This window comes from Microbacterium trichothecenolyticum (assembly GCF_030818955.1).
Taxonomy (GTDB): Bacteria; Actinomycetota; Actinomycetes; order Actinomycetales; family Microbacteriaceae; genus Microbacterium; species Microbacterium trichothecenolyticum_B.
Window position 1 is genome coordinate 1,289,018 of sequence record NZ_JAUTBF010000001.1, and the last position, 21,219, is coordinate 1,310,236.

At 70.3% G+C, this 21,219-nt stretch carries 22 protein-coding genes; 1 reads left to right on the forward strand and 21 read right to left on the reverse strand.

Annotated elements, in window-relative coordinates; genetic code table 11:
• Window positions 1-228 precede the first annotated feature (228 nt).
• The 16 genes from QE412_RS06200 to infC all read right to left on the reverse strand — a co-directional run bounded on the left by QE412_RS06200 (window position 229) and on the right by infC (window position 16,220).
• Entirely contained in the window at window positions 229-1,401 is a 1,173-nt protein-coding gene (locus QE412_RS06200; protein WP_307481279.1) for a heparan-alpha-glucosaminide N-acetyltransferase domain-containing protein, read from the reverse strand.
• Complete coding sequence (argF, locus tag QE412_RS06205) at window positions 1,380-2,303, reverse strand: ornithine carbamoyltransferase (RefSeq protein ID WP_307481281.1); 924 nt, start codon at window positions 2,301-2,303, stop codon at window positions 1,380-1,382. Before argF ends, QE412_RS06200 begins: the two co-directional genes overlap by 22 nt.
• Window positions 2,300-3,547, reverse strand: coding sequence for an acetylornithine transaminase (locus QE412_RS06210; protein ID WP_307481283.1), 1,248 nt, complete (start codon window positions 3,545-3,547; stop codon window positions 2,300-2,302). Before QE412_RS06210 ends, argF begins: the two co-directional genes overlap by 4 nt.
• On the reverse strand, window positions 3,544-4,446 hold the full coding sequence (gene argB / locus QE412_RS06215) for an acetylglutamate kinase (RefSeq protein ID WP_307481285.1): 903 nt from the start codon (window positions 4,444-4,446) through the stop codon (window positions 3,544-3,546). The genes QE412_RS06210 and argB overlap by 4 nt, the downstream gene beginning before the upstream one ends.
• The gene (argJ, locus tag QE412_RS06220; RefSeq protein WP_307481287.1) at window positions 4,443-5,600 is read right to left on the reverse strand and encodes a bifunctional glutamate N-acetyltransferase/amino-acid acetyltransferase ArgJ; all 1,158 of its coding nucleotides are present in this window, start codon (window positions 5,598-5,600) and stop codon (window positions 4,443-4,445) included. The genes argB and argJ overlap by 4 nt, the downstream gene beginning before the upstream one ends.
• Window positions 5,597-6,646 carry an N-acetyl-gamma-glutamyl-phosphate reductase gene (gene argC, locus QE412_RS06225; RefSeq protein WP_307481289.1) on the reverse strand — a complete coding sequence of 350 codons (1,050 nt, stop codon included), beginning with the start codon at window positions 6,644-6,646 and terminating at the stop codon, window positions 5,597-5,599. The genes argJ and argC overlap by 4 nt, the downstream gene beginning before the upstream one ends.
• 293 nt (window positions 6,647-6,939) lie before the next feature.
• Window positions 6,940-9,450 carry a phenylalanine--tRNA ligase subunit beta gene (gene pheT, locus QE412_RS06230; RefSeq protein WP_307481291.1) on the reverse strand — a complete coding sequence of 837 codons (2,511 nt, stop codon included), beginning with the start codon at window positions 9,448-9,450 and terminating at the stop codon, window positions 6,940-6,942.
• Window positions 9,450-10,490 carry a phenylalanine--tRNA ligase subunit alpha gene (pheS, locus tag QE412_RS06235; RefSeq protein WP_307481293.1) on the reverse strand — a complete coding sequence of 347 codons (1,041 nt, stop codon included), beginning with the start codon at window positions 10,488-10,490 and terminating at the stop codon, window positions 9,450-9,452. The genes pheT and pheS overlap by 1 nt, the downstream gene beginning before the upstream one ends.
• A gap of 52 nt (window positions 10,491-10,542) precedes the next feature.
• A complete protein-coding gene (locus QE412_RS06240; protein ID WP_307481295.1) occupies window positions 10,543-11,445 on the reverse strand; it encodes an amino acid ABC transporter permease in 903 nt (300 codons plus the stop codon).
• Complete coding sequence (locus QE412_RS06245; RefSeq protein WP_307481297.1) at window positions 11,442-12,098, reverse strand: amino acid ABC transporter permease; 657 nt, start codon at window positions 12,096-12,098, stop codon at window positions 11,442-11,444. The genes QE412_RS06240 and QE412_RS06245 overlap by 4 nt, the downstream gene beginning before the upstream one ends.
• A gap of 71 nt (window positions 12,099-12,169) precedes the next feature.
• Complete coding sequence (locus QE412_RS06250; RefSeq protein ID WP_307481299.1) at window positions 12,170-13,069, reverse strand: glutamate ABC transporter substrate-binding protein; 900 nt, start codon at window positions 13,067-13,069, stop codon at window positions 12,170-12,172.
• 131 nt (window positions 13,070-13,200) lie between these two features.
• Window positions 13,201-13,962, reverse strand: a complete 762-nt coding sequence (locus tag QE412_RS06255; protein WP_307481301.1) for an amino acid ABC transporter ATP-binding protein — start codon at window positions 13,960-13,962, stop codon at window positions 13,201-13,203.
• A gap of 74 nt (window positions 13,963-14,036) precedes the next feature.
• Window positions 14,037-14,834, reverse strand: coding sequence for a TrmH family RNA methyltransferase (locus QE412_RS06260; RefSeq protein ID WP_307481303.1), 798 nt, complete (start codon window positions 14,832-14,834; stop codon window positions 14,037-14,039).
• 105 nt (window positions 14,835-14,939) lie between these two features.
• Entirely contained in the window at window positions 14,940-15,323 is a 384-nt protein-coding gene (rplT, locus tag QE412_RS06265; protein WP_307481305.1) for a 50S ribosomal protein L20, read from the reverse strand.
• A 29-nt stretch (window positions 15,324-15,352) separates the two neighbouring features.
• Window positions 15,353-15,547 carry a 50S ribosomal protein L35 gene (rpmI, locus tag QE412_RS06270; RefSeq protein WP_307481307.1) on the reverse strand — a complete coding sequence of 65 codons (195 nt, stop codon included), beginning with the start codon at window positions 15,545-15,547 and terminating at the stop codon, window positions 15,353-15,355.
• A 46-nt stretch (window positions 15,548-15,593) separates the two neighbouring features.
• Window positions 15,594-16,220, reverse strand: coding sequence for a translation initiation factor IF-3 (infC, locus tag QE412_RS06275; RefSeq protein ID WP_307487049.1), 627 nt, complete (start codon window positions 16,218-16,220; stop codon window positions 15,594-15,596).
• A 239-nt stretch (window positions 16,221-16,459) separates the two neighbouring features.
• Here infC and QE412_RS06280 point away from each other — a divergent pair, with 239 nt between their 5' ends.
• Entirely contained in the window at window positions 16,460-16,891 is a 432-nt protein-coding gene (locus QE412_RS06280) for a DUF1844 domain-containing protein (protein ID WP_373426534.1), read from the forward strand.
• Window positions 16,892-17,184: 293 nt separating this feature from the next.
• Here QE412_RS06280 and QE412_RS06285 read toward each other — a convergent pair whose 3' ends face one another.
• From QE412_RS06285 to QE412_RS06305, 5 genes are read right to left on the reverse strand one after another with little or no spacing between them, the layout of a single operon-like run.
• Window positions 17,185-18,054 (reverse strand): SseB family protein, encoded by an 870-nt coding sequence (locus QE412_RS06285; RefSeq protein WP_307481312.1) that lies wholly within the window; start codon window positions 18,052-18,054, stop codon window positions 17,185-17,187.
• Window positions 18,038-18,784 (reverse strand): bifunctional 1-(5-phosphoribosyl)-5-((5-phosphoribosylamino)methylideneamino)imidazole-4-carboxamide isomerase/phosphoribosylanthranilate isomerase PriA, encoded by a 747-nt coding sequence (gene priA / locus QE412_RS06290; protein WP_307481314.1) that lies wholly within the window; start codon window positions 18,782-18,784, stop codon window positions 18,038-18,040. The genes QE412_RS06285 and priA overlap by 17 nt, the downstream gene beginning before the upstream one ends.
• Window positions 18,785-18,830: 46 nt before the next feature.
• Window positions 18,831-19,481 carry an imidazole glycerol phosphate synthase subunit HisH gene (hisH, locus tag QE412_RS06295; protein WP_307481316.1) on the reverse strand — a complete coding sequence of 217 codons (651 nt, stop codon included), beginning with the start codon at window positions 19,479-19,481 and terminating at the stop codon, window positions 18,831-18,833.
• Entirely contained in the window at window positions 19,478-20,092 is a 615-nt protein-coding gene (gene hisB / locus QE412_RS06300) for an imidazoleglycerol-phosphate dehydratase HisB (protein ID WP_307481318.1), read from the reverse strand. The genes hisH and hisB overlap by 4 nt, the downstream gene beginning before the upstream one ends.
• Complete coding sequence (locus QE412_RS06305; protein WP_307481320.1) at window positions 20,089-21,183, reverse strand: histidinol-phosphate transaminase; 1,095 nt, start codon at window positions 21,181-21,183, stop codon at window positions 20,089-20,091. The genes hisB and QE412_RS06305 overlap by 4 nt, the downstream gene beginning before the upstream one ends.
• Between the last annotated feature and the right edge of the window lie 36 nt (window positions 21,184-21,219).

Sequence of the window (21,219 nt, forward strand, 5' to 3'; positions counted from 1 at the left end):
CGCTCCAGCCTACCGAGGGCGTCCGACACCGCCGCCGCGACACCACCGCCGGGAGCTCGCCGCCCGCGCCGGGAACAGTCCGCCCGGGCGGCACCCGTGTGCCGGACTCCGGAGAAACCGTCCGCTCCCCCCGCGCCTGCGGCAGAGCACCGGCGATCCCCCTGATCTCTCCGGAGTTCGGCACACCCTCGCCGCGCGCCTCGGCGCCGTACGCCCCGCCGTCCGCCGTCACCCCCCGCGGGTCCCCGGGCTCTCGGCGTCCCGCCCCACGGCATCCCGCCCCACGGCATCCCGCCCCACGGCATCCCGCCCCACGACCAAGCGCACGACGGCGTCGATCACCGTCTCCAGGGGACCGCGGCCGACGGTCAGTGCCCAGACGGTGCAGCCGATGACGATGGCGAGGGTGAGCGGCGCGAACAGGTCGAGCGCGCGAATACCCCACAGGTCGGAGGTGTCTCCGAGCAGGATCAGGGCGACCAGGGCCCACACCAGCAGCTGCACCACGTACGCCGTCAGCGGCATCGACCCGACCGCGCGCAGCGGAACCGCCACCCACCTCAGCGGCGTGCGGCACAGCAACAGGCACAGGCCGATCGTGGCGATGGCGAAACCGCCCGATCCGATGACCTCCCAGAGCCCGGCCGAGTGGGCATCGGCGGTGAGCACCGCCGACAGGTACGGGTCAGCGGCGACGGCCGGCGCGGTGACGATGGCCAGACCGTAGCCCGCGAGCATGAGCGCCCCGCCGCCGAGCATGATCATGGCCTGCTCGGGCAGCAGGCGCAGCTCGAGCCGGCCGAGCCCCATGCCGACGAGCAGGAACGCGATCCACACCGGGAACGGGTAGTGCCAGCCCAGCATCGCCGCGATGTCCTCGCCCGAGCGGCCCGACCAGATCGGCGCCGCGTCCAAGACCGGCTGGACCCACGGCATGACCACGGCGAGCGCCCCGGCGGTCAGGAACAGCCCGCGCGAGCGCATGCCCAGGAACGGCAGCGACAGCGCGAACAGCAGCGCGTACGCGGGGAGGATGACGTACACCGGCACCCCGGTGAGCACGAGCAGCATGCCGATCGCCCACAGCAGGGCACCGCGCAGGGCGAGACGCGCGGCCGCCCGTGCGCGTCTGGGACCGACGACCGGCCGCGTTCCCCCGGTGACGAGCGAGATGGACACGCCCGCGAGCACCGCGAAGAGGATCGATGACCGGCCGTTGACCACGTCGAGCCACGACGAGGGATCGCGCACGACGAAGTCCTCGGTGTCGAGCAGGTGCGCGGCGAGCATGCCCAGGACCGCCAGGCCCCGGGCCAGGTCGACGCCGGCCAGCCGGCCCGGGCCGTCGAAACGGGCCCAGAGCCGGCCGAATCGGGAAGTCAGTCCTGGCGCAGAAGCCACACCAGCAGCGCCTTCTGGGCGTGGAGTCGGTTCTCGGCCTCGTCCCACACCACGCTCTGCGGGCCGTCGATGACCTCGGCATCCACCTCGTACCCGCGGTCGGCGGGCAGGCAGTGGATGAAGATCGCCTTCTCGTCGGCGAGGGCCATGAGCTCGCTCGTGACCTTGAAGCCTCCCAGATCGTGGATGCGGGCGATCTTCTCCTCCTCTTTGCCCATCGACACCCACGTGTCGGTGACCACGACGTCGGCCCCGGATGCCGCGGCCCCGGGGTCGCTGGTGAGCGTCACCGAGCCCCCGGTCTCGGCCGCGATGCGCTCGGCATCGGCGATCACGTCGGCGCGCGGCGCGTAGTCGGCGGGGGCGGCGACGCGCACGTGCATGCCCGCGGTGACGCCGGCGAGCACGTAGGAGTGGGCCATGTTGCTCTGCCCGTCGCCGAAGAACGACAGAGTGAGCCCCTTCAGCTCGCCCTTGTGCTCGCGGATCGTGAGCAGGTCGGCGAGCAGCTGGCACGGGTGGAAGTCGTCGCTCAGCGCGTTCACGACGGGAACGCGGGTCCCGCGCGCCATCTCCTCGAGACCCGCCTGCGCGTAGGTGCGCCAGACGATGGCGGCGACCTGCCGCTCGAGCACGCGGGCGGTGTCGGAGGGGGTCTCCTTGCCGCCGAGCTGACTGTTCGCCGTCGAGATGATCAGCGGTGAGCCGCCCAGGTCGGCGATGCCGACGGCGAACGAGACGCGCGTGCGGGTAGACGACTTGTCGAAGATCACCGCGACCGTCTGGGGGCCCGCGAGGGGCTTGTGCGCCCAGCGGTCCTTCTTCAGCTCGATGGCGAGGTCGAGGATCTCGGCCTGCTCGGCCGGGCTCAGGTCGTCGTCGCGCAGCAGGTGGCGGGTCACGCGGGGGCTCCTTCGAGGATCAGGGCATCAGACACGGTGGCGAGGGCGGCGCCGAACAGCTCGAGGAACGCCGCGATCTCGGCATCCCCGATGGTCAGGGGCGGCGCGATGCGGATCGTGTCGTCGTTGGCGGCGTTGATGATCAGGCCGTGCTGCTGGGCAGCGGCCACCACCGCCTTGGCGACGGGGCTGGTCAGGCCGATGCCGAGCAGCAGACCCCGACCGCGAACTCCCGCGACGAGGGGCGAACCGAGCGCCGCGATACCGTCGCGGAGCTCCGTCTCGCGGCGGGCGGCGTTCTCGACGAGACCGGCGTCCTCGATCTCTTGCAGCACGGCGCCGCCGACCGCGGTGCCGAGCGCATTGCCGCCGAAGGTCGAGCCGTGGGTGCCGGGGAAGAACAGGTCGCTCGCCGCACCGAAGGTGATGAGCGCGCCGATCGGGAAGCCGCCACCGATGCCCTTGGCCACGGTGATGGCGTCGGGGACGATCCCGGCGTGCTGGAACCCGAACCACGCACCGGTACGGCCCGCGCCGGTCTGGATCTCGTCGACGATCAGCAGGGCGCCGTGGCGCCGGGTGATCTCGCGGGCGGCCTGGAGGTAGCCCTCCGGCAGCTCGACGACCCCCGCCTCGCCCTGGATGGGCTCCACGATCAGCGCGGCGACGGTGTCGTCGACAGCCGCCTCGAGGGCGTCGATCGTGGCGTCGATGTGCGAGACGCCCGGAACCATCGGCAGGAAGTCGGCCTGGAGCGCGGGCTTGCCGGTGAGCGCGAGCGAGCCCATGGTGCGGCCGTGGAAGCCGCCCTTCAGCGTCAGCACGCGGGTGCGGTCGGTCCCCCGGCCGTGCAGGCGCGCGAGTTTGAAGGCGGCCTCGTTCGCCTCGGCGCCGGAGTTGCCGAAGTACACCCGGCCCGCCTCCCCCGTGCCCGCGAGGCGCTTGAGCCGTGCGGCGAGCGCGAGTTGGGGCGGCGTGGCGAAGTAGTTCGAGACGTGCGCGAGGGTCGATGCCTGCGCGGTGAGCGCCTCGACGAAGACGGGATGCGCGTGCCCGAGGGCGTTGACGGCGATGCCGGCGAGGAAGTCGAGGTACTTCTTGTCGTCGCCGTCCCAGACGTACGCGCCCTCGCCGCGGACGAACAGCGCCATGCGGTCGCCGAAGCTGCGCACCAGGTCGCGCCCGGCGTCGTCCTGCCAGGCGGCGCGCTGTGCCGTGGGTTCCTGAGTCGTGTCCGCGTTCACGCGACCACCTCCGTTCCGATTCCCTTGTTGGTGAACAGTTCGACGAGCACCGAGTGCGGCACGCGTCCGTCGATGATGGCCGCGGTGGGCACGCCCCCGTCGACGGCGTCGAGACACGCCTGCATCTTCGGGATCATGCCCGACTCGAGCGTCGGCAGCATCGCCCGCAGCTCCGTCGAGGTCAGGTGCGACACGAGCGAGTCGCGGTTGGGCCAGTCGGCGTAGAGCCCCGGCACATCGGTCAAGACGACGAGCTTCTTCGCGTTCAACGCCGTCGCCAGCGCCGCCGCCGCGGCATCCGCGTTCACGTTCAACGACGTGCCGGGGTTGTCGAGGTCGGGCGCGATGCTCGACACGATCGGCACGCGGCCCGCCGCGAGATGATCGAGCACCGGCTGCGGGTCGACCGTGACGACGTCGCCGACGCGGCCGAGGTCGTGCTCGACACCGTCGACGACCACGCCGCGGCGGCGGCCGCCGAACAGGCCGGCATCCTCGCCGCTCAGGCCGGTCGCCAGCGGGCCGTGGGCGTTCACCTTCGCCACCAGCTGCGGATTGATCTGTCCCGTCAGCACCATGCGCACCACTCCGATCGCCTCGGTGGAGGTGACACGGTAGCCGCCCCGGAACTCGCTCGGGATCTCCAGACGGTTCAGCATCGACGAGATCTGCGGCCCGCCGCCGTGCACCACGACGGGCTTGACGCCGACGTAGCGCAGGTAGGCGATGTCGGCCGCGAAGGCGTCCTGCAGCTCGTCGCTGACCATGGCGTTGCCGCCGTACTTCACCACCACCACCTGGTCGCGGTACTTGCGCACCCACGGCAGCGACTCGACGAGCGTGATGGCCCGCTCGCTGGCTTCGGCGGGATCGGTGTCTTGCAGATCGACGTGGGTCATGAGGAGTAGGCGCTGTTCTCGTGGACGTACTCGTGCGTGAGGTCGTTGGTGCGGATGGTCGCCGCGGCGTCTCCGACGCGCAGGTCGATGACGAGGTCGGTGGCACGCGGGGTGAGATCGACGTCTTCGCGGGGCCGATCGGGACCACCCGCGGTGCACACCCGCACACCGTTCATCCACACGTCGACGTCATAGGGGTCGAAGGCGGCAGCGGTGGTGCCGATCGCGGCGAGCACGCGCCCCCAGTTCGGGTCGCCTCCGAAGACCGCGGCCTTGAAGAGGTTGTTGCGCGCGACGGAGCGCCCCACCTCGACGGCGTCGTCTTCGCTCGCGGCGTTCACGACACGGATGGTGATGTCGTGGCTCGCCCCCTCGGCGTCGCCTTGCAACTGGGCGGCGAGGTCGTCGCACACGGCGGCGAGGGCCGTCGCGAACTCCTCAGCGGGTACCCGGATGCCACTGGCCCCGCTCGCGAGCAGCGTCACCTGGTCGTTGGTCGACATGCACCCGTCGGAATCGAGCCGGTCGAAGCTCACCCGCGTCGCCGCGCGGAGGGCGGCGTCGGCATCGGTGGCGTCGAGCACGACGTCGGTGGTGAGCACCACGAGCATCGTGGCAAGGCCCGGCGCGAGCATGCCGGCCCCCTTCGCCATGCCGCCGATCGACCAGCCCTCGCCGATGTGCACGGCGCGCTTGGGCTTCGAATCGGTGGTCATGATGGCCAGCGAGGCATCTTCTCCCCCGTCGGCCGAGAGCGCGGCGACGCCCTTGTCGACGCCGTCGAGCACCTTGGCCCGGAACACCTCGTCGCCCGTGCCGATGAGCCCCGTGGAGCACACCACCACGTCTCCGGCGGACACCCCGAGAAGCTCGGCCGCGCGCTCGGCGGTCTGATGGGTGGTCTGGAAGCCGAACGACCCGGTGAAGCAGTTCGCGCCGCCGGAGTTGAGCACGACGGCCTCGATCGTGCCGTCCTTCACGACCTGCTCCGACCACAGGATCGGATTCGCCTTGGCGCGGTTGGAGGTGAACACGGCCGCGCCGACCTTGAGCGGCCCGCGGTTGACCACCACGGCGACATCGCGCGCACCCGTCGACTTCAGTCCGACGGCGACACCGGCCGCTTCGAATCCGGCGGGGGCGGTCACGCTCACGGGGCGACTCCGTTCAGGGGAAGGGCGGTGGTCTCGGCGAGGCCGAGCGCGATGTTCATGGACTGGATGGCGGCGCCCGCCGTGCCCTTGACGAGGTTGTCGACGGCGGCGACCGCGACGACGCGGTTCGCGGCCCGGTCGATCGCGAGACCGATCGAGGCGACGTTGGCGCCCAAGACGTCGGCCGTGCGCGGGAACACGCCCGCGGGGAGCAGTTCGACGAAGGGCTCGCCGGCGTAGGCCTCTTCCCACGCGGCGCGGATCTCGGCATCCGAGACGCCCTCGCGGATGGGGGCCGACGAGGTCGCCAGGATGCCGCGGGCCATGGGCACGAGGACCGGGGTGAACGAGATGCGGATGCTCTCGGCCGACGCCCCCGCGGCCGCCAGGGCCTGGCGGATCTCGGGGATGTGACGGTGCGTGCCGCCGACGGCATACGGATTGGCCGTGCCGAGGATCTCGCTCGCGAGGAGGTTCGTCTTCGCCGATCTACCGGCTCCGCTCGGCCCCACCGCGAGCACCGAGACGATGTCGCCCGGGTCGATGACGCCGGCGGCGACGCCGGGGGCGAGCGAGAGCGCCACCGTGGAGGCGTTGCAGCCCGGTGCGGCAACGCGTGACGCACCGACCAGTTTCTGCCGCTGCTTCCCCCCGGCGACCGGCAGCTCGGGCACGCCGTATGCCCAGGGGTCGGAGTGGTCCCCGCCGTAGAACTGGGCCCAGTCGGCCGCCGAGGTCAGTCGGTGATCGGCGCCGGCGTCGATGACGAGGCCGGTGTCGGCGAGGGCGTCGGTGTACTGCGCCGACTGTCCGTGCGGCAGGGCGAGGAACACCACGTCGTGACCGGCGAGCACCTCGGGGGTCGTCGGTTGCAGCTCGAGGTGCGCGAGCGAGCGCAGGTGCGGTTGGTGGGCGACGAGGGGCTGGCCCGCGCTGGAATGCGCGGTGACCGTGCGTACGTCGACGTCGGGATGGTCGGCGAGGAGGCGGAGGATCTCGCCGCCCGCGTAGCCGGAAGCGCCGGAAACGGCGACCGAGAGGGTCATACATCTACCTTACGAGTCGGGGCTGGTGCTGAACGCAGCATGGACCGGAGCGGCGACGCCCGTCTGCCCGACCGATCGCGGGCTTACGAGGTCGCCGAGATTCGGCGCGCGACCCGACGTCGACGCTCGTCACCGGTGCTCACGAAGAGCGCCTCGGTACGAACGATGATCGACGACATGGGGCGAGATTACCGGCAGCGAACGTGCCGGGGCAAATCCCCGGTCCCCTCCCTCGATACGCAGACGCCGGAGCGCCGCGGGCTCCCGCCCCCGGCGCTCCGGTCGATCACGTGTCAGTCGCGGATGGCCGCGCCGAAACGCTCGGCCGCCACGGCCACGCCCGCGAGTTTCGCCTCGGTTGCCTCCGCCGCCGTGAGCGTGCGATCGTCGGCGCGGAAACGCAGCGCGAACGTCAGACTCTTCACGCCGTCGGCGAGACCGGTGCCGCGGTAGTCGTCGACGAGGCGGGCGCCCTCGAGCAGCGGCGCACCGCCCTCGATCAACGCCGCGCGCACGGCGCCCGCGGCCACGTCGACGGGAACCGTCAACGACACGTCCTGCGTCGCCGCCGGGAATTCGGAGAGGGATGCCGCGACCACGCGCGCCTGGGCGAGATCGAGCATCGCGTCGAGGTCGAGCTCGGCCACGAGGACGCGCCCCGGCAGGTCGGCGTCGGCCGACACGGCGGGCAGGACCTCGCCGACGTAGCCGATGTCCTGTCCCCCGGCCAGCACACGCGCGGTGCGGCCCGGGTGCAGCGCCGCGCGCTGCGCCTGCACGAGCTCGATGTCGAGACCGGCGGCGGCGGTGAGCACGCGCACGGCGTCCACGGCGTCGGCCAGGTCGGCCGCGATCGCCGCCTGGCCGGGCTGCTTGGCCACCGTGTTTCCGGTGAGCAGCACGGCGACGTGCCGGCGCTGCGGCGGGATCGAGGCATCCAGAGCCGTCAGGGTCGCGGCATCCGGTCGCACCGCCAGCGGCGGAACCGACGCGGTGCCGTACTGCACGCCCGGCTTGGGCAGGAATACCGTGCCGACCTCGAACAGTGCGAGATCGGTGATGCCGCGCGCGACGTTGCGGTGCGCAACCTGCAACAGGCCCGGCACCAGCGAGCGACGCAGGAACGGCGCGAGACCGTCGAGCGGGTTGGCGAGCTTCACGCTCGGCAGCTTCTCGCCCGACGGCGAACCGTGCAGCGCGTTCTGCTCCTCCGCGGTGAACGGGAACGACGGCGTCTCGACGAACCCGGCGGATGCCAGGGCGTTGGCCACGCGGCGACGCCCCTGCTGCGCCGCGGTGAGTCCGCGACCGGACGGCGGGGTCGGCAGCACCGAGGGGATGCGGTCGTACCCCTCGATACGTGCGACCTCTTCGGCGAGCGTCCACTTGTCGGTGAGATCGTGACGCCACGACGGGGGCACGACCGCCCAGCCGGCCTCGCGCGCCTCGACGGCGCAACCGATCAGACGCAGCGCCGACACGGTCTCGTCGTCGGTGTAGTCGACGCCGATGAGGCCCGAGACGAAACCGGCGGGCAGGGTGAGGGGATCGCGACGGTACTCGGCCGCCAGCGATCCCCCGAGCTCGGTGTCGAGCGTTCCCCCGGCCAGCTCCACCATCAGCGAGGCCACGCGCTCGGCCGCGACGTACGGCACGAGCGGGTCGACGCCGCGCTCGAAGCGCCGCGACGCCTCGGAGGGGAGCTTGTGACGGCGCGCCGTGCGGGCGATCGACACCTGGTCGAACGTCGCCGCCTCGATGAGCACGTTGCGCGTCGCATCGCTCATCTCGGTCGGCCCGCCGCCCATGACGCCGGCGAGACCGATCGGACCCGACTCGTCGGTGATGAGCAGGTCCTCGGCGTGGAGCGTGCGCACCTGACCGTCGAGCGTCTCGAGCTTCTCGCCCTGCTCTGCGCGGCGCACCGTGATGCCGCCCTGCAGGCGGTCGAGGTCGTAGCCGTGGATCGGCTGCCCGAGCTCGAGCATCACGTAGTTGGTGATGTCGATGAGCACGCCGAGCGAGCGGATGCCGGCCAGCGAGAGGCGCGTGATCATCCACGGCGGCGTCGGACGCGACGGGTCGACGTCGCGCACGATCCGCGCGACGAACTCGGTGGCGCCGTCGCGGCCGCGGATCGGCGCGCGATCGTCGACCGTGATCGGGAAGCCCTCGGGCGTGCGCGCGACCGCCTCGTCGTGCCCCGTACCGGGGTCGCGGAAGTCGGCGCCCGTGGCGTGCGCGTACTCGCGGGCGACGCCGCGCAGCGACAGCGCGTAGCCGCGGTCGGGCGTGACGTTGATCTCGACGGCGATGTCGTCGAGGCCCAGCAGCGCGATGGCATCCGTTCCGACGGGCGCGTCGATGCCGAGATCCACCAGACGCAGGATGCCGGAATGCTCGCTGCCGAGGCCCAGCTCCTTCGCCGAGGCGATCATGCCGTCGGAGACGTGCCCGTAGGTTTTGCGGGCGGCAATGGGGAACGGCCCGGGCAGCACAGAGCCCGGCAGGGTCACCACGACCTTGTCGCCCTCGAAGAAGTTCGAGGCACCGCACACGATGCCGCGCACGCCCCCGTGCTCTTCGCCGACGTCGATCTGGCACCAGCGGATGGTCTTGCCGTTGGACTGCGGCTCGGGGGTGAACTCCTTCACCTCGCCGACGACGATGGGGCCCGACAGCTCGAAGCGGTGCACGTCCTCCTCTTCGAAGCCGACGGACACGAGGGCTGCGAGAACGTCGTCGGGTGTGGCATCCGCGGGCACATCGACGTACTCGCGCAACCAGGAGAGCGGGACGCGCATCAGACCACCATTCCGAACTGCTCGCTGAAGCGCACATCGCCCTCGGCCATGTCGCGCATGTCTTGCACGTCGCTGCGGAACATGAGCGTGCGCTCGATGCCCATGCCGAACGCGAAGCCCGAGTACTCCTCGGGGTCGATGCCGGCGGCCCGCAGGACGTTGGGGTTCACCATGCCGCAGCCGCCCCACTCGATCCATCGCGCCCCGCCCTTGAAGGTGGGATGCCACAGGTCGAGCTCGGCACTCGGCTCGGTGAACGGGAAGAAGTTGGCGCGGAAGCGCGTCTTGGCCTCGGGCCCGAACAGCACGCGCGCGGCGTGGTCGAGGGTGCCCTTGAGGTGGGCCATCGTGATGCCCTTGTCGACGACGAGACCCTCGAACTGCGTGAACACCGGCAGGTGCGTCGCGTCGAACTCGTCGGTGCGGTACACCCGACCCGGGCAGAGCACGTAGATCGGCAGGTCGCGCTCGAGCATCGAGCGCACCTGCACGGGGCTCGTGTGCGTGCGCAGCACCAGGTGGCGCGCCACGGGGTCGACGAAGAACGTGTCCTGCATCTGGCGGGCCGGGTGGTCGACGTCGAAGTTCAGCGCGTCGAAGTTGAACCACTCGTGCTCGAGCTCGGGGCCCTCTGCGATCTCCCACCCCATGCCGACGAAGATGTCGGACACCTGCTCCTGCAGGAGCGAGATCGGATGCCGAGCTCCCACGCGCGCGCGCTGCGGCAGGGCCGTGACGTCGATGCGCTCGGCCTCGAGCTTGGCGGCCGTCTCGGCCTCGGCGAGTTCGGTCTCACGGGCTGCGAGCGCCTGGTTGACCTGCCCGCGGGCCTGGCCGACGAGCTTGCCGAACACGGCCTTCTGGTCGGGCGCGACGGAGCGCATCTGGGCGTTCAGCCGCGCGAGGGCGGACTGCTCACCGGTGTGCGCGGAGCGGGCGGCTTTCAACTCGGCCGTGGTCGCGGCCGCGGCGATGGCCGCGAGAGCGGCATCGACGGCGGAGGCGACGGCCTCGGGGGTGATCTCGGGTGCGTCGGACACGAGAACAAAGTCTACCGACGGGCGGGGACACTCCCCCGCCCGTCGATCCGACTCAGACGGCCGCGCCCGCTCCACCGCGCTGGGCGACGATGAGCGACGTGTCGGTCGCGCCCTGCTGCAGCGGCTGCACCGGGGCCGCAACGTCACCGCGCGGCGATCGACGCAGGCGCTTTTCGACGAGCGTCGCCACGAACGACAGCAGCAGGCACAGCGCGATGTAGATCGCGCCGACGATGATGGTCGCCGGCACGATGGGCGAGCCGACGGTCGGCTGCGCGCCGATGTACTTGGCGTAGAACAGCAGCTCGGGGTACGTGATGACGAATCCGAGCGCCGTGTCCTTCAGAGTCACGACGAGCTGCGCGATGATCACGGGCATCATGGCCCGCACGGCCTGCGGCAGAAGAACGAGGCGCATGACGCCGGCCTTGCGCAGGCCGATGGCGTACCCGGCCTCGGCCTGTCCGCGCGGGAGCGACTCGACGCCGGCGCGGATGACCTCGGCGAGCACCGACCCGTTGTAGCAGACGAGGGCGATGACCACCGCCCAGTACGGCTCCATCCGGATGCCGATGACCGGGAAGCCGTAATACAGCAGGAACATGAAGACCAGCACCGGGATCGCACGGAACAGCTCGATCACGGCCGTGAACGGCCAGCGCACCCACCTGTGGTCGGACAGGCGTCCGATGGCCAGCACGAACCCGAGCGCCAGAGCACCGACCGCCGCCGCGGCGAAGGCCGCAAGCGTGGCCCCGGTGGCCTTGAGGATGTCCATCCACACGTTGGTGTAGGTAAAGGCCGACCACTTCTGCGCGGTGAACTGGCCCGTGTCGGCGAGCCGCCACACGAAGAACCCCACGATGGCGAGCACGACGAGAATCGTCACCACTCCTAGCACGCGGTTGCGCACGATGGCCTTGGGGCCGGGGACGTCGTACAGGACGCTGCTCATCGGGCGACCCTCCATCGGTTCTCGAGCGTTCGCTGCAGCCAGGAGAGCAGCAGCACGAGCGCGACGAAGGCCACCATGATCCACAGGATGACGACGAACGCGTTCTCGCCGCGCTCACTGAGGTAGTTGCGCACCGAGCCCAGGTTCACGATCGAGAACCCCGCGGCGACGGTGGTGTTCTTCAGCAGGGCGATGAAGACGCTCACCATCGGGGGAATCACCGACCGAAACGCCTGCGGGAGCACGACGAGCGACATGACTTGCCCGAAGCTCAGCCCCAGTGCGCGCGCCGCCTCCGCCTGGCCGACGGGCACCGTGTTGACGCCCGAGCGGATGGCCTCGGCGACGTAGGTCGCCGTGTAGATCCCGAGGGCGCAGATGCCCAGCGTCAGGGAGACGTCGCCCGTGAGGCGTAGACCCAACAGCGGCGGCAGGGCGAAGACGAACGCGAAGAAGACGAGGGTCAGCGGGGTGTTGCGGATCGCGCTGACGTAGAAGGTGCCGACGCCGCGGGCGATCGGCACGGGTGAGACGCGCATCGCGCCGACGATGATGCCGAGGATCAGCGCGAGGGCGCCGCCTGCGAAGAACAGCACCAGTGTGCCGACGAGCGCTTCGCCCCAGATGTCGAGGTTGTCGGTGATGACACCCATGCGTGGTCCTTATCTCGAAGGAGGGATTCGGGGGCGGCGCGATCCGGTCGGACGCACCGCCCCCGAACGGATCACTCGTCGGCGGTCGGCTGCTCGCCGGCGATGCCGGCGGGCGCGAGGTTCTTCTCGAACAGCGCGGTCCAGACCTCGCCACCGTCGTTGAAGAGGGTGTTGATGTGGTCCTTCAGCACGGTGTCGCCCTTGGGCAGGCCGACGCCGTAGCGCTCCTCGCTGAAGGTGTCGCCGGCGATCTTGAAGGCGTCGGGCTCCTGCGCGACGTAGCCGGCGAGGATGGCCTGGTCGGTGGTCACGGCGTCGACGGAACCGGCGCGCAGCTGCTCGAGGCACTGCGTGTAGGTGTCGTACTCGACGGTGTCGCCGGGCGAGTACTCGTCGCGGATGCGCTGCAGCGGCGTGGAGCCGGTGACCGAGCAGACGATCTTGCCCGCGAGGTCGTCGGGGCCGGTGATGTCCTCGTTGTCGGCGGCGACGAGCAGGCCCTGACCGGTGATCAGGTACGGGCCGGCGAAGTCGATCTGCTGCTTGCGCTTGTCGGTGATGGAGTACGTGCCCACGTAGTAGTCGATGTTGCCGTTGACCAGCTCCTGCTCGCGGTTGGCCGAGGGGATCGTCTTGTACTCGATCTTGTCGGCGTCGAAGCCGAGCGAGGCCGCGATCCACTGCGCGATCTCGACGTCGAAGCCGCTGCGCTCACCGCTGATCGGGTCCTTGAAGCCGAGGCCGGGCTGGTCCTCCTTCACGCCGACGACGACCTTGTCGGCCGACACCATGCGCTCGTAGGTGGGGCTGCCGTCGAGCGAGACGTCGGAGGCGACCTCCCACAGCTGGGTGCTGGAGGCGCCGCCGTCGGCGCCGGGGGCCGCGCCGGGGGTGCCGCTGTTGCAGGCGGTCAGGGCCAGCAGGCCGGCGGCGACGATGCTCGCGCCGGCGAGAAAACGTGTCTTACGCATGTGATGTCTCCTTGGTTACGTGTGCTGTGCGGATATGGGTCGTCGGTGACGGCGCGCAAGATCTCCGGGGGGAACGGTGACGTTGCTGTACGGCCGGTGAACCTCCTCGTTCGTCGCCGTCACGGTGTGTCTCAGTGCGTGATGAGCTTCGAGAGGAAGTCCTTGGCCCGATCGGACTCGGGAGCCGTGAAGAACTGCTCGGGCGCCGCCTGCTCCACGATCTGACCGTCGGCCATGAAGACCACCCGGTTCGCGGCTTTGCGGGCGAAGCCCATCTCATGGGTCACGACGATCATCGTCATGCCGTCGGCGGCGAGGCCCACCATCACGTCGAGGACCTCGTTGATCATCTCGGGGTCGAGCGCCGAGGTGGGCTCGTCGAAGAGCATGACCTTCGGCTTCATCGCGAGGGCCCGGGCGATGGCGACGCGCTGCTGCTGACCGCCCGAGAGCTGCGCGGGCAGCTTGTCGGCCTGGTGTCCGACGCCCACGCGGTCGAGGAGCGCCCGCGCCTCCTTCTCGGCATCCGCCTTCTTCATCTTGCGGACCTTGATGGGTCCGAGCGTGACGTTCTCGAGGATCGTGAGGTGGGCGAAGAGATTGAAGGACTGGAAGACCATGCCCACGTCGGCGCGCAGCTCGGCCAGGCCCCTCCCCTCCTTGGGGAGCTCCTTGCCATCGATCGTGATCGAGCCGCTGGTGATTGTCTCGAGCCGGTTGATCGTGCGGCACAGCGTCGACTTCCCCGACCCCGAGGGTCCGATGACGACGACGACCTCGCCACGGTCGACGGTGAGGTCGATGTCCTTCAGGGCCTGGAACTGCCCGTAGTGCTTCTGCACATCGGAAACGACGACAAGGGGCTCGGAGCCCGCCGGGGGAACGGATGCCATGTCCTCACCCTATGAGGATGATGTGGGCGTGACCACTCCGCGGCGCGCGCCTTAACCGTTCTGTAACAGCGAGCTCACCCCGCGCGCTGCGCGAAAGCGGTCTCGTAGAGGCAGACGCTCGCGGCCGTCGCGAGGTTCAGCGACTCCGCCCGTCCGTAGATCGGAAGGCGCAGAGCGAGGTCGGCGTGCGCGAGGGCGGCATCGTCGAGACCCCTCGCCTCGTTGCCGAACAACCACGCCGTCGGCTCGGCGAGCACGTCACGGGATGCCAGGAAGTCACCGCCGTCGACGTCGGCGGCGACGACGCGCACCCCCGCCTCGCGCACCCGACCGACGACATCGGCCAGCTCCACGTCGACGACGACCGGGAGATGGAACAGGGAACCGGTCGTGGAGCGAACGACCTTGGGGTTGTACGGGTCGACCGTGCGGCCGGTCAAGATCACCGCGTCTGCGCCCGCTGCGTCCGCGGCCCGGATGATGGTGCCGAGATTGCCCGGGTCGCGCACCTCCTCGCAGATGGCGATCAGGCGAGGACCGGGAGCGAGGACGTCTTTCAGCGCGGTGGGCGACTGCCGGGCGACGGCGACGATCCCCTGGGGCGTCACGGTGTCGGCCATGGCATCCAGCACCGCCTCGGTCGTGTACTGCAGGTCGAGACCGGCCGCCTCGGCGGCCTCGCGCACGTCGCCGTGCTTCTCGAGCGCCGTGGGGGTCGCGTACAGCTCGAGAACCGTCTCGGGCGCCCACGCGAGGGCCTCGCGCGCTGCCTGCGGCCCCTCGAGCAGGAACAGACCGGTCTCTTGACGGGCGGCGCGCTTGCTGAGTTTCGCCACGGCGCGCACCCGGGGCGAACGGGGGTTCTCCAGCACGGACTCAGTGTATGGCCCCGGCGGCATGCGATCCGCGGAAGCCGCGCGCGAACGTGGAAACGGGCGCCCTCCGGAGAGGACGCCCGTTTCGACGGAAGACGTGTCTTACGCGGTCTTGGCAGCGTTGACGTCGGTGGGCAGCGCAGCCTTGGCCGTCGCGACGAGCGAGGCGAACACGGCGGGCTCGTTCACGGCGAGCTCGGCGAGCATGCGACGGTCGACCTGCACACCCGCGAGGCCGAGGCCCTGGATGAAGCGGTTGTACGTGAGGCCGTTCTGACGCGATGCCGCGTTGATGCGCTGGATCCACAGACGACGGAAGTCGCCCTTGCGCTTACGACGGTCGCGGTACGCGTAGACCAGGGAGTGGGTGACCTGCTCCTTGGCCTTGCGGTACAGGCGCGAACGCTGACCGCGGTAACCGGAGGCGCGCTCCAGGATGACGCGACGCTTCTTGTGGGCGTTTACTGCCCGCTTGACTCTAGCCATTTCTCATTCTTCCTAACGTGCGTCGGCGCTCAGAGGCCGAGGAGCTTCTTGGCGACCTTCGCGTCACCAGCGGCCAGGACCTGCTCCTGGTTCAGGCGGCGGGTGCGCTTCGAGGCCTTGCCTTCGAGGTTGTGGCGCATGCCGGCCTGCTGCTTCATGAGCTTGCCGCTACCGGTGAGCTTGAAGCGCTTCTTGGCACCCGAGTGGGTCTTCTGCTTCGGCATCTGTCTTCCTTCGTTGATGTTCCCGGCGGGGCGGGAGTCGGGGAGCTTACTCGGCGGGGGCCGAGGTGGGCTGGGCTTCCGGGGCCGAGTCGCCACGAGCGGCGCTGCGCGCAGCCTCGCGGTTCGCCGCGCGCTGCGCGTTCTGCTCGGTCTTGACCTCGGACTTGTTCTTGTGAGGAGCGACCACCATGACCATGTTGCGGCCGTCGATCGTGGGGTTCGACTCGACCGTGCCGAACTCGGCGACGTCTTCGGCGAACTTGCGGAGCAGGCGCACACCCTGCTCGGGACGCGACTGCTCACGACCGCGGAACAGGATCATGGCCTTCACCTTGTCGCCCGCCTGGAGGAAGCCCTCGGCGCGCTTGAGCTTGGTGATGTAGTCGTGGGCCTCGATCTTCAGGCGGAACCGGACCTCTTTGAGGACCGTGTTGGCCTGGTTACGACGCGTCTCTTTGGCCTTCTGCGCGGCCTCGTACTTGAACTTGCCGTAATCCATGATCTTGACCACGGGCGGCTTCGAGCTCGGCGCAACCTCGACCAGGTCGAGGTCCGCTTCCTGTGCCAGACGCAGCGCAGCTTCGATGCGGACGATGCCGACCTGCTCGCCGTTGGGTCCGACGAGACGGACCTCCGGGACTCGGATGCGCTCGTTGGTGCGGGGATCGCTGATGCGGGACTCCTCTTGTGTGCGGGTGGTGGCCGCCGCGATTCAGGGAAATCGCGGGCGAAGAGGAGAAACACGCCACCCGGCACGGTGCTGCGAGCACCGGCTTCTGCACCCAGACGACCCCGTGCGAAACGGAGCGGAGTGCGGGAACCCGGTAGCCTGGAGCGGCAAGCGCGGGTGGGATGTGATCCTCTTTCGTACGGAGTGAGACACTCCGAAGCCCGCCACAGTCTAGCAGAGAGATGCACGTGGACACGATCCCCCCCGAACAGCCCGCCGACGACCACTCCGCGCACCGCCACGGGAGCGAAGACGAACGGCTCGCACGCTGGGAGGAGCAGGAGCGCGCCGCGTCTTCGGCCACCCGCGACATCGCCGACGTCCCGGCTGTCGAGGTCATCACCACGGCCGCCGTCCACCTCATGAGCGCCGCCGCCGTCAAGACGGGCCTCGCTGACGATCCCGCGCAGCAACTCGACCTCGACGAAGCCCGCAAGCTCATCAACGCCCTCGCCGGTCTCATCACCGCCGGAGCCCCCGAGATCAGCGACATGCACGCCCGCTCGCTGCGCGACGGCCTGCGGTCGCTGCAGTTGGCGTTCCGCGAGGCCTCCGTCATCCCCGACCCGATCGGCAAGGGACCCGGCGAGAAGTGGACGGGGCCGGTCACGTAAATCGGTGATTCGGGCGCCCCTGCCGCGAAACGACTGCTCTGTGTCCCCCGCTGAGGAATGAGGCGGACACGGTCCCGATCGCCCGGGGAGTCGGCATCCTCGCGCCCTCCGCTTCGGGGCGGCGCGCCCGTCGGGGTGGCTGGCGCGAGGACAGGGGGATGCCGTGGGAGCGGGCCACCCGAAAACAGGGGATGCCGTGAGAACAGGTCGCACGGGCGGGAAACGACCTGTTCTTGACGAATGTCCTGTTCTCACGAGGTCGACCGCCGCCGGCGTTCGAGGCGGGCGGGGGGTCAGGCGTCAGTGCTGCGGTGCAGCTTCACCGTCAGGGAATCGACGAGGACGGCGATGCGGTCGTCGGCCGCCCAGCGGCGGGCGATGCGCGCCAGCACGGCATCCAATTCCTCCTGCTCGAGCCCGGACATGAGCTGCAGATGCACCACCAGCTCCGGGCCCCGGAGGCGTCCCGTCGGGTCACCCGGCTCGACGGCGAGGTCGAGCACGGCGAGCTCTCCCGAGATGCTCTCCTGCAGACCGGTGAAGATCGCGGGCGACGTGTGGGCGGGCTCCCACGCCTCTCCCTGCGCGATCGCCCAGACGGCGGGGCGACGGATGACGAACTCCGTCTCCGAGGCCGGGTCGACCACGATCAACTCGGTGTCCTCGTTGGCGGCTGCCAACGCCGTGCGCCGCCCGTCCGCCGGCACCGGGCGCGCCGCGGCATCCCATCGCTGCAAGGCCGTCACCGAGGTGAAGACCGGTAGCACCTTGCGACCGTCGGGGGCGGCCACCGTCACGATCGACAGCTCCTGCGTCTTGTCCACCTCGAGACCGTGCACACCGACGCCGTGATCGCCCTTCTCGGCGACGAGAGGGATCAGCAGACGCGCGTCGCGGTACGCGTCAACGACCGCGCGGGCGTCGCCGGCGCCGGCACGAAACGCCAGGAGCGCGGCGAGCAGCGCGGGGTCGGCCGCGCCGTCGTCGCCGGAGTGCGGGTTCGCCTGGAAGCTGCGTCCCTCCCAGGGGACGCCGGCGGAGTCCGCGTGGGCGGGGTCGGCGTGGTGACCGTGCGCGTGCGACCGATCGCCGTGCGATCGCTCGCCAGGCGGGTCGCCGCCGTGTCGGCCGTGGCCGTGGGGATCGTCAGCGTCCGGCGACATCCAGTGCCTCAGCGAGCGTGAACTGGCCCGCGTAGAGCGCCTTGCCGACGATGGCGCCCTCGACGCCGAGGGGCACGAGATCGCGCAGCGCCGCGATGTCGTCGAGGCTCGACACGCCACCCGAAGCGACGATCGGCTTCGGGGTGCGCTGGGTCAACTCGCGCAGCAGCTCGATGTTGGGTCCGCGCAGCGTGCCGTCCTTCGTCACGTCGGTGACGACGTAGCGGCTGCAGCCCGCGTCTTCGAGACGCTCGAGCACGGTCCAGAGGTCGCCGCCGTCGCGCGTCCAGCCACGGGCGGCGAGGGTGGTGCCGCGCACGTCGAGGCCGACGGCGATGGCCTCGCCGTAGCGGTTGATGACGTCGGCCGCCCACTCGGGGTTCTCCAGCGCCGCGGTGCCGAGATTGATGCGGCTCGCGCCGCTCTCGAGCGCCGCCTCGAGCGAACGGTCGTCGCGGATGCCGCCCGACAGCTCGACCTGCACGCCCTTGACCTGCTTGATGACCTTGCGCATCACGTTGGCGTTGCTGCCGCGGCCGAAGGCTGCGTCGAGGTCGACGAGGTGGATCCACTGCGCGCCCTGGCGGGCGAAGTCCGCGGCGGCATCGACGGGGTCGCCGTAGCTGGTCTCGGTACCGGCTTCTCCCTGAGTCAGGCGGACGGCCTTGCCGTCGGCGACATCGACCGCCGGAAGCAGCACAAGTTCGGGCGTGGACGCGAAATCGTTCATGGCTCCTCGCACCCGCCGGCGCATCTCGCCGAGCCTGGGCACGAGGTCACACAGTAGTCGTGCGCAGCCCGTCGATCCAATTGGACAACAGTCGGATGCCGGCTTCGCCCGACTTCTCCGGGTGGAACTGCGTCGCCGCGAGCGGTCCGTTCTCGACCGCCGCGATGAACGGGGCTCCGTAGGTGCACCACGTCACGGACGGTTGCGGGAACGGGGGCGTGACCTCGAGCGACCAGTCCTGCGCGCCGTACGAGTGCACGAAGTAGAAACGCTCGTTCTCGATGCCGTCGAACAGGCGGGATCCCTCGCCCACGGAGACGGTGTTCCAGCCCATGTGCGGCAGCACCGGAGCCTGCAGCTCGGCGACCGTTCCCGGCCACTCCCCCAACCCCGGGGTGTCGGTGCCGCGTTCGACACCGCGGTCGAACATCACCTGCATCCCGACGCAGATGCCGAGCACCGGGCGGCCACCGGCGAGCCTGCGATCGATGATCTCGCCGCCGCGGCTGTCGGTGAGAGCGTCCATGACGGCGCGGAAGGCGCCGACGCCCGGCACCAGCAGTCCGTCGGCGTCGAGCAGGAGGGATCGATCCGAGGTGAGGCGAGCGTCGGCCCCGGCTTCGATCAGGGCCTTCACCGCGGAGTGGACGTTGCCCGATCCGTAGTCGAGGACGGCGACGACCGGCTTGCCCGTCACAGCGCGCCCTTGGTGCTCGGGATGCCGTCGACCAGCGGGTCGAGCGCCTTGGCCTGGCGGAACGCACGGGCCAAGGCCTTGTACTCGGCCTCGGCGATGTGGTGCGGGTCGCGCCCGCCCAGCACGCGGACATGAACCGTGAGACCGGCGTGGATCGAGATGGCCTCGAACGAGTGACGCACGAGCGAGCCGGTGAAGTGACCGCCGATGAGGTGGTGCTCGAAGCCGGCCGGTTCGCCGGTGTGCACGAGGTAGGGTCGGCCGCTGATGTCGACCACGGCCTGCGCGAGGGCTTCATCGAGGGGAACGAGGGCGTCGCCGTACCGTGCGATACCCGACTTGTCGCCGAGCGCGTGGCGAATGGCCTGCCCCAGCACGATCGAGGTGTCCTCCACCGTGTGGTGGGCATCGATGTGGGTGTCACCGGTGGCGCGTACGCGCAGGTCTGTCAGCGAGTGCTTCGCGAAGGCCGTGAGCATGTGGTCGAAGAACGGCACCGTCGTCTGGATGTCGCTGGCACCGCGACCGTCGAGGTCGAGCTCGAGCTCGATGTGGGACTCGCTCGTCTCGCGGGTGAGCGAAGCGGTGCGGGGCGTGGCGGGGCCGGTCATGAGCGCGATCCTACCGAGGCGAGGGCGTCGAGGAACGCGGTGGTCTCGTCGGCCGTACCCGCGGTGACGCGCAGGTGGTGCGCGATTCCGACGTCGCGGATGAGTACGCCGCGGTCGTACAGGGCCTTCCACGTGGCGGCCGGGTCGTCGACGCCGCCGAACAGGACGAAATTGGTCCACGACTCGTGGGCGGTGTATCCGAGGGCCGAGACGGTGGCCGAGATGCGATCGCGCTGGGCGACGATGTCGTCGACCATCGAGAGCATGGTGTCGGCGTGCGCGAGCGCGGCGGTCGCGGCGGCCTGGGTGAGGGCGCTGAGGTGGTACGGCAGGCGCACGAGACGAAGAGCGTCGACCACCGCCGGGTGGGCGGCGAGGTAACCCACGCGCGCGCCCGCGAACGCGAACGCCTTGCTCATCGTTCGCGAGACGACCAGACGCGGTCGCTCGGGCAAAAGCGAGACCGCGGAAGGCTCGTCGCGGGGGGCGAACTCCTCGTACGCTTCGTCGACGATCACGATGCCGTCGGTCGCGTCATAGACCGCCTCGATGACGTCGAGCCGCAGAGGGGTGCCGGTGGGGTTGTTCGGCGCGCATAGGAAGACGATGTCGGGCCGCTGCTCGCGCACCTGGGCGGCGGCGGCGTCGGCGCTGAGCGTGAAGTCGTGCTCCCGCTCCCCCGCGACCCATCGGGCTCCCGTCGCACGCGTAAGGATCGGATACATCGAGTAGGTGGGCGCGAACCCCATCGCCGTGCGTCCCGGTCCGCCGAACGCCTGCAGGATGTGCTGCAGCACCTCGTTCGACCCGTTGGCGGCCCAGATCTGCTCCGGGCGCAGACCGTGCCCGAGGTATCCCGCGAAAGCTTCGCGGAGCGCGGTGAACTCGCGGTCGGGGTAACGGTTGACGTCTCGGAGAGCCCGAGCCACGGCGTCGAGAATGTCATCCGCCACCTCCGAGGGAACCGGATGCGTGTTCTCGTTGACGTTGAGCGCCACCGGCAGAGCGGCCTGCGGGGCTCCATACGGGGTCATGCCCCGCAGATCGTCGCGAAGAGGAAGGTCGTCGAGGCGTACGGTCACCTCACCCATCGTAGGCGGCGCACCGTCGAACGGCTCACGCAGCAC

Excerpts from the sequence above, each read along its gene's own strand:
- QE412_RS06305 (WP_307481320.1), bottom strand. The coding sequence starts at position 21,183 with ATGGGTGAGGTGACCGTACGCCTCGACGACCTTCCTCTTCGCGACGAT.
- QE412_RS06250 (WP_307481299.1), bottom strand. The coding sequence starts at position 13,069 with ATGCGTAAGACACGTTTTCTCGCCGGCGCGAGCATCGTCGCCGCCGGC.
- rpmI (WP_307481307.1), bottom strand. The coding sequence starts at position 15,547 with ATGCCGAAGCAGAAGACCCACTCGGGTGCCAAGAAGCGCTTCAAGCTC.
- priA (WP_307481314.1), bottom strand. The coding sequence starts at position 18,784 with ATGAACGATTTCGCGTCCACGCCCGAACTTGTGCTGCTTCCGGCGGTC.
- rplT (WP_307481305.1), bottom strand. The coding sequence starts at position 15,323 with ATGGCTAGAGTCAAGCGGGCAGTAAACGCCCACAAGAAGCGTCGCGTC.
- QE412_RS06255 (WP_307481301.1), bottom strand. The coding sequence starts at position 13,962 with ATGGCATCCGTTCCCCCGGCGGGCTCCGAGCCCCTTGTCGTCGTTTCC.
- QE412_RS06240 (WP_307481295.1), bottom strand. The coding sequence starts at position 11,445 with ATGAGCAGCGTCCTGTACGACGTCCCCGGCCCCAAGGCCATCGTGCGC.
- QE412_RS06285 (WP_307481312.1), bottom strand. The coding sequence starts at position 18,054 with ATGTCGCCGGACGCTGACGATCCCCACGGCCACGGCCGACACGGCGGC.
- argC (WP_307481289.1), bottom strand. The coding sequence starts at position 6,646 with ATGACCCTCTCGGTCGCCGTTTCCGGCGCTTCCGGCTACGCGGGCGGC.
- QE412_RS06245 (WP_307481297.1), bottom strand. The coding sequence starts at position 12,098 with ATGGGTGTCATCACCGACAACCTCGACATCTGGGGCGAAGCGCTCGTC.
- hisB (WP_307481318.1), bottom strand. The coding sequence starts at position 20,092 with ATGACCGGCCCCGCCACGCCCCGCACCGCTTCGCTCACCCGCGAGACG.
- QE412_RS06280 (WP_373426534.1), top strand. The coding sequence starts at position 16,460 with ATGCACGTGGACACGATCCCCCCCGAACAGCCCGCCGACGACCACTCC.
- pheT (WP_307481291.1), bottom strand. The coding sequence starts at position 9,450 with ATGCGCGTCCCGCTCTCCTGGTTGCGCGAGTACGTCGATGTGCCCGCG.
- argB (WP_307481285.1), bottom strand. The coding sequence starts at position 4,446 with ATGACCCACGTCGATCTGCAAGACACCGATCCCGCCGAAGCCAGCGAG.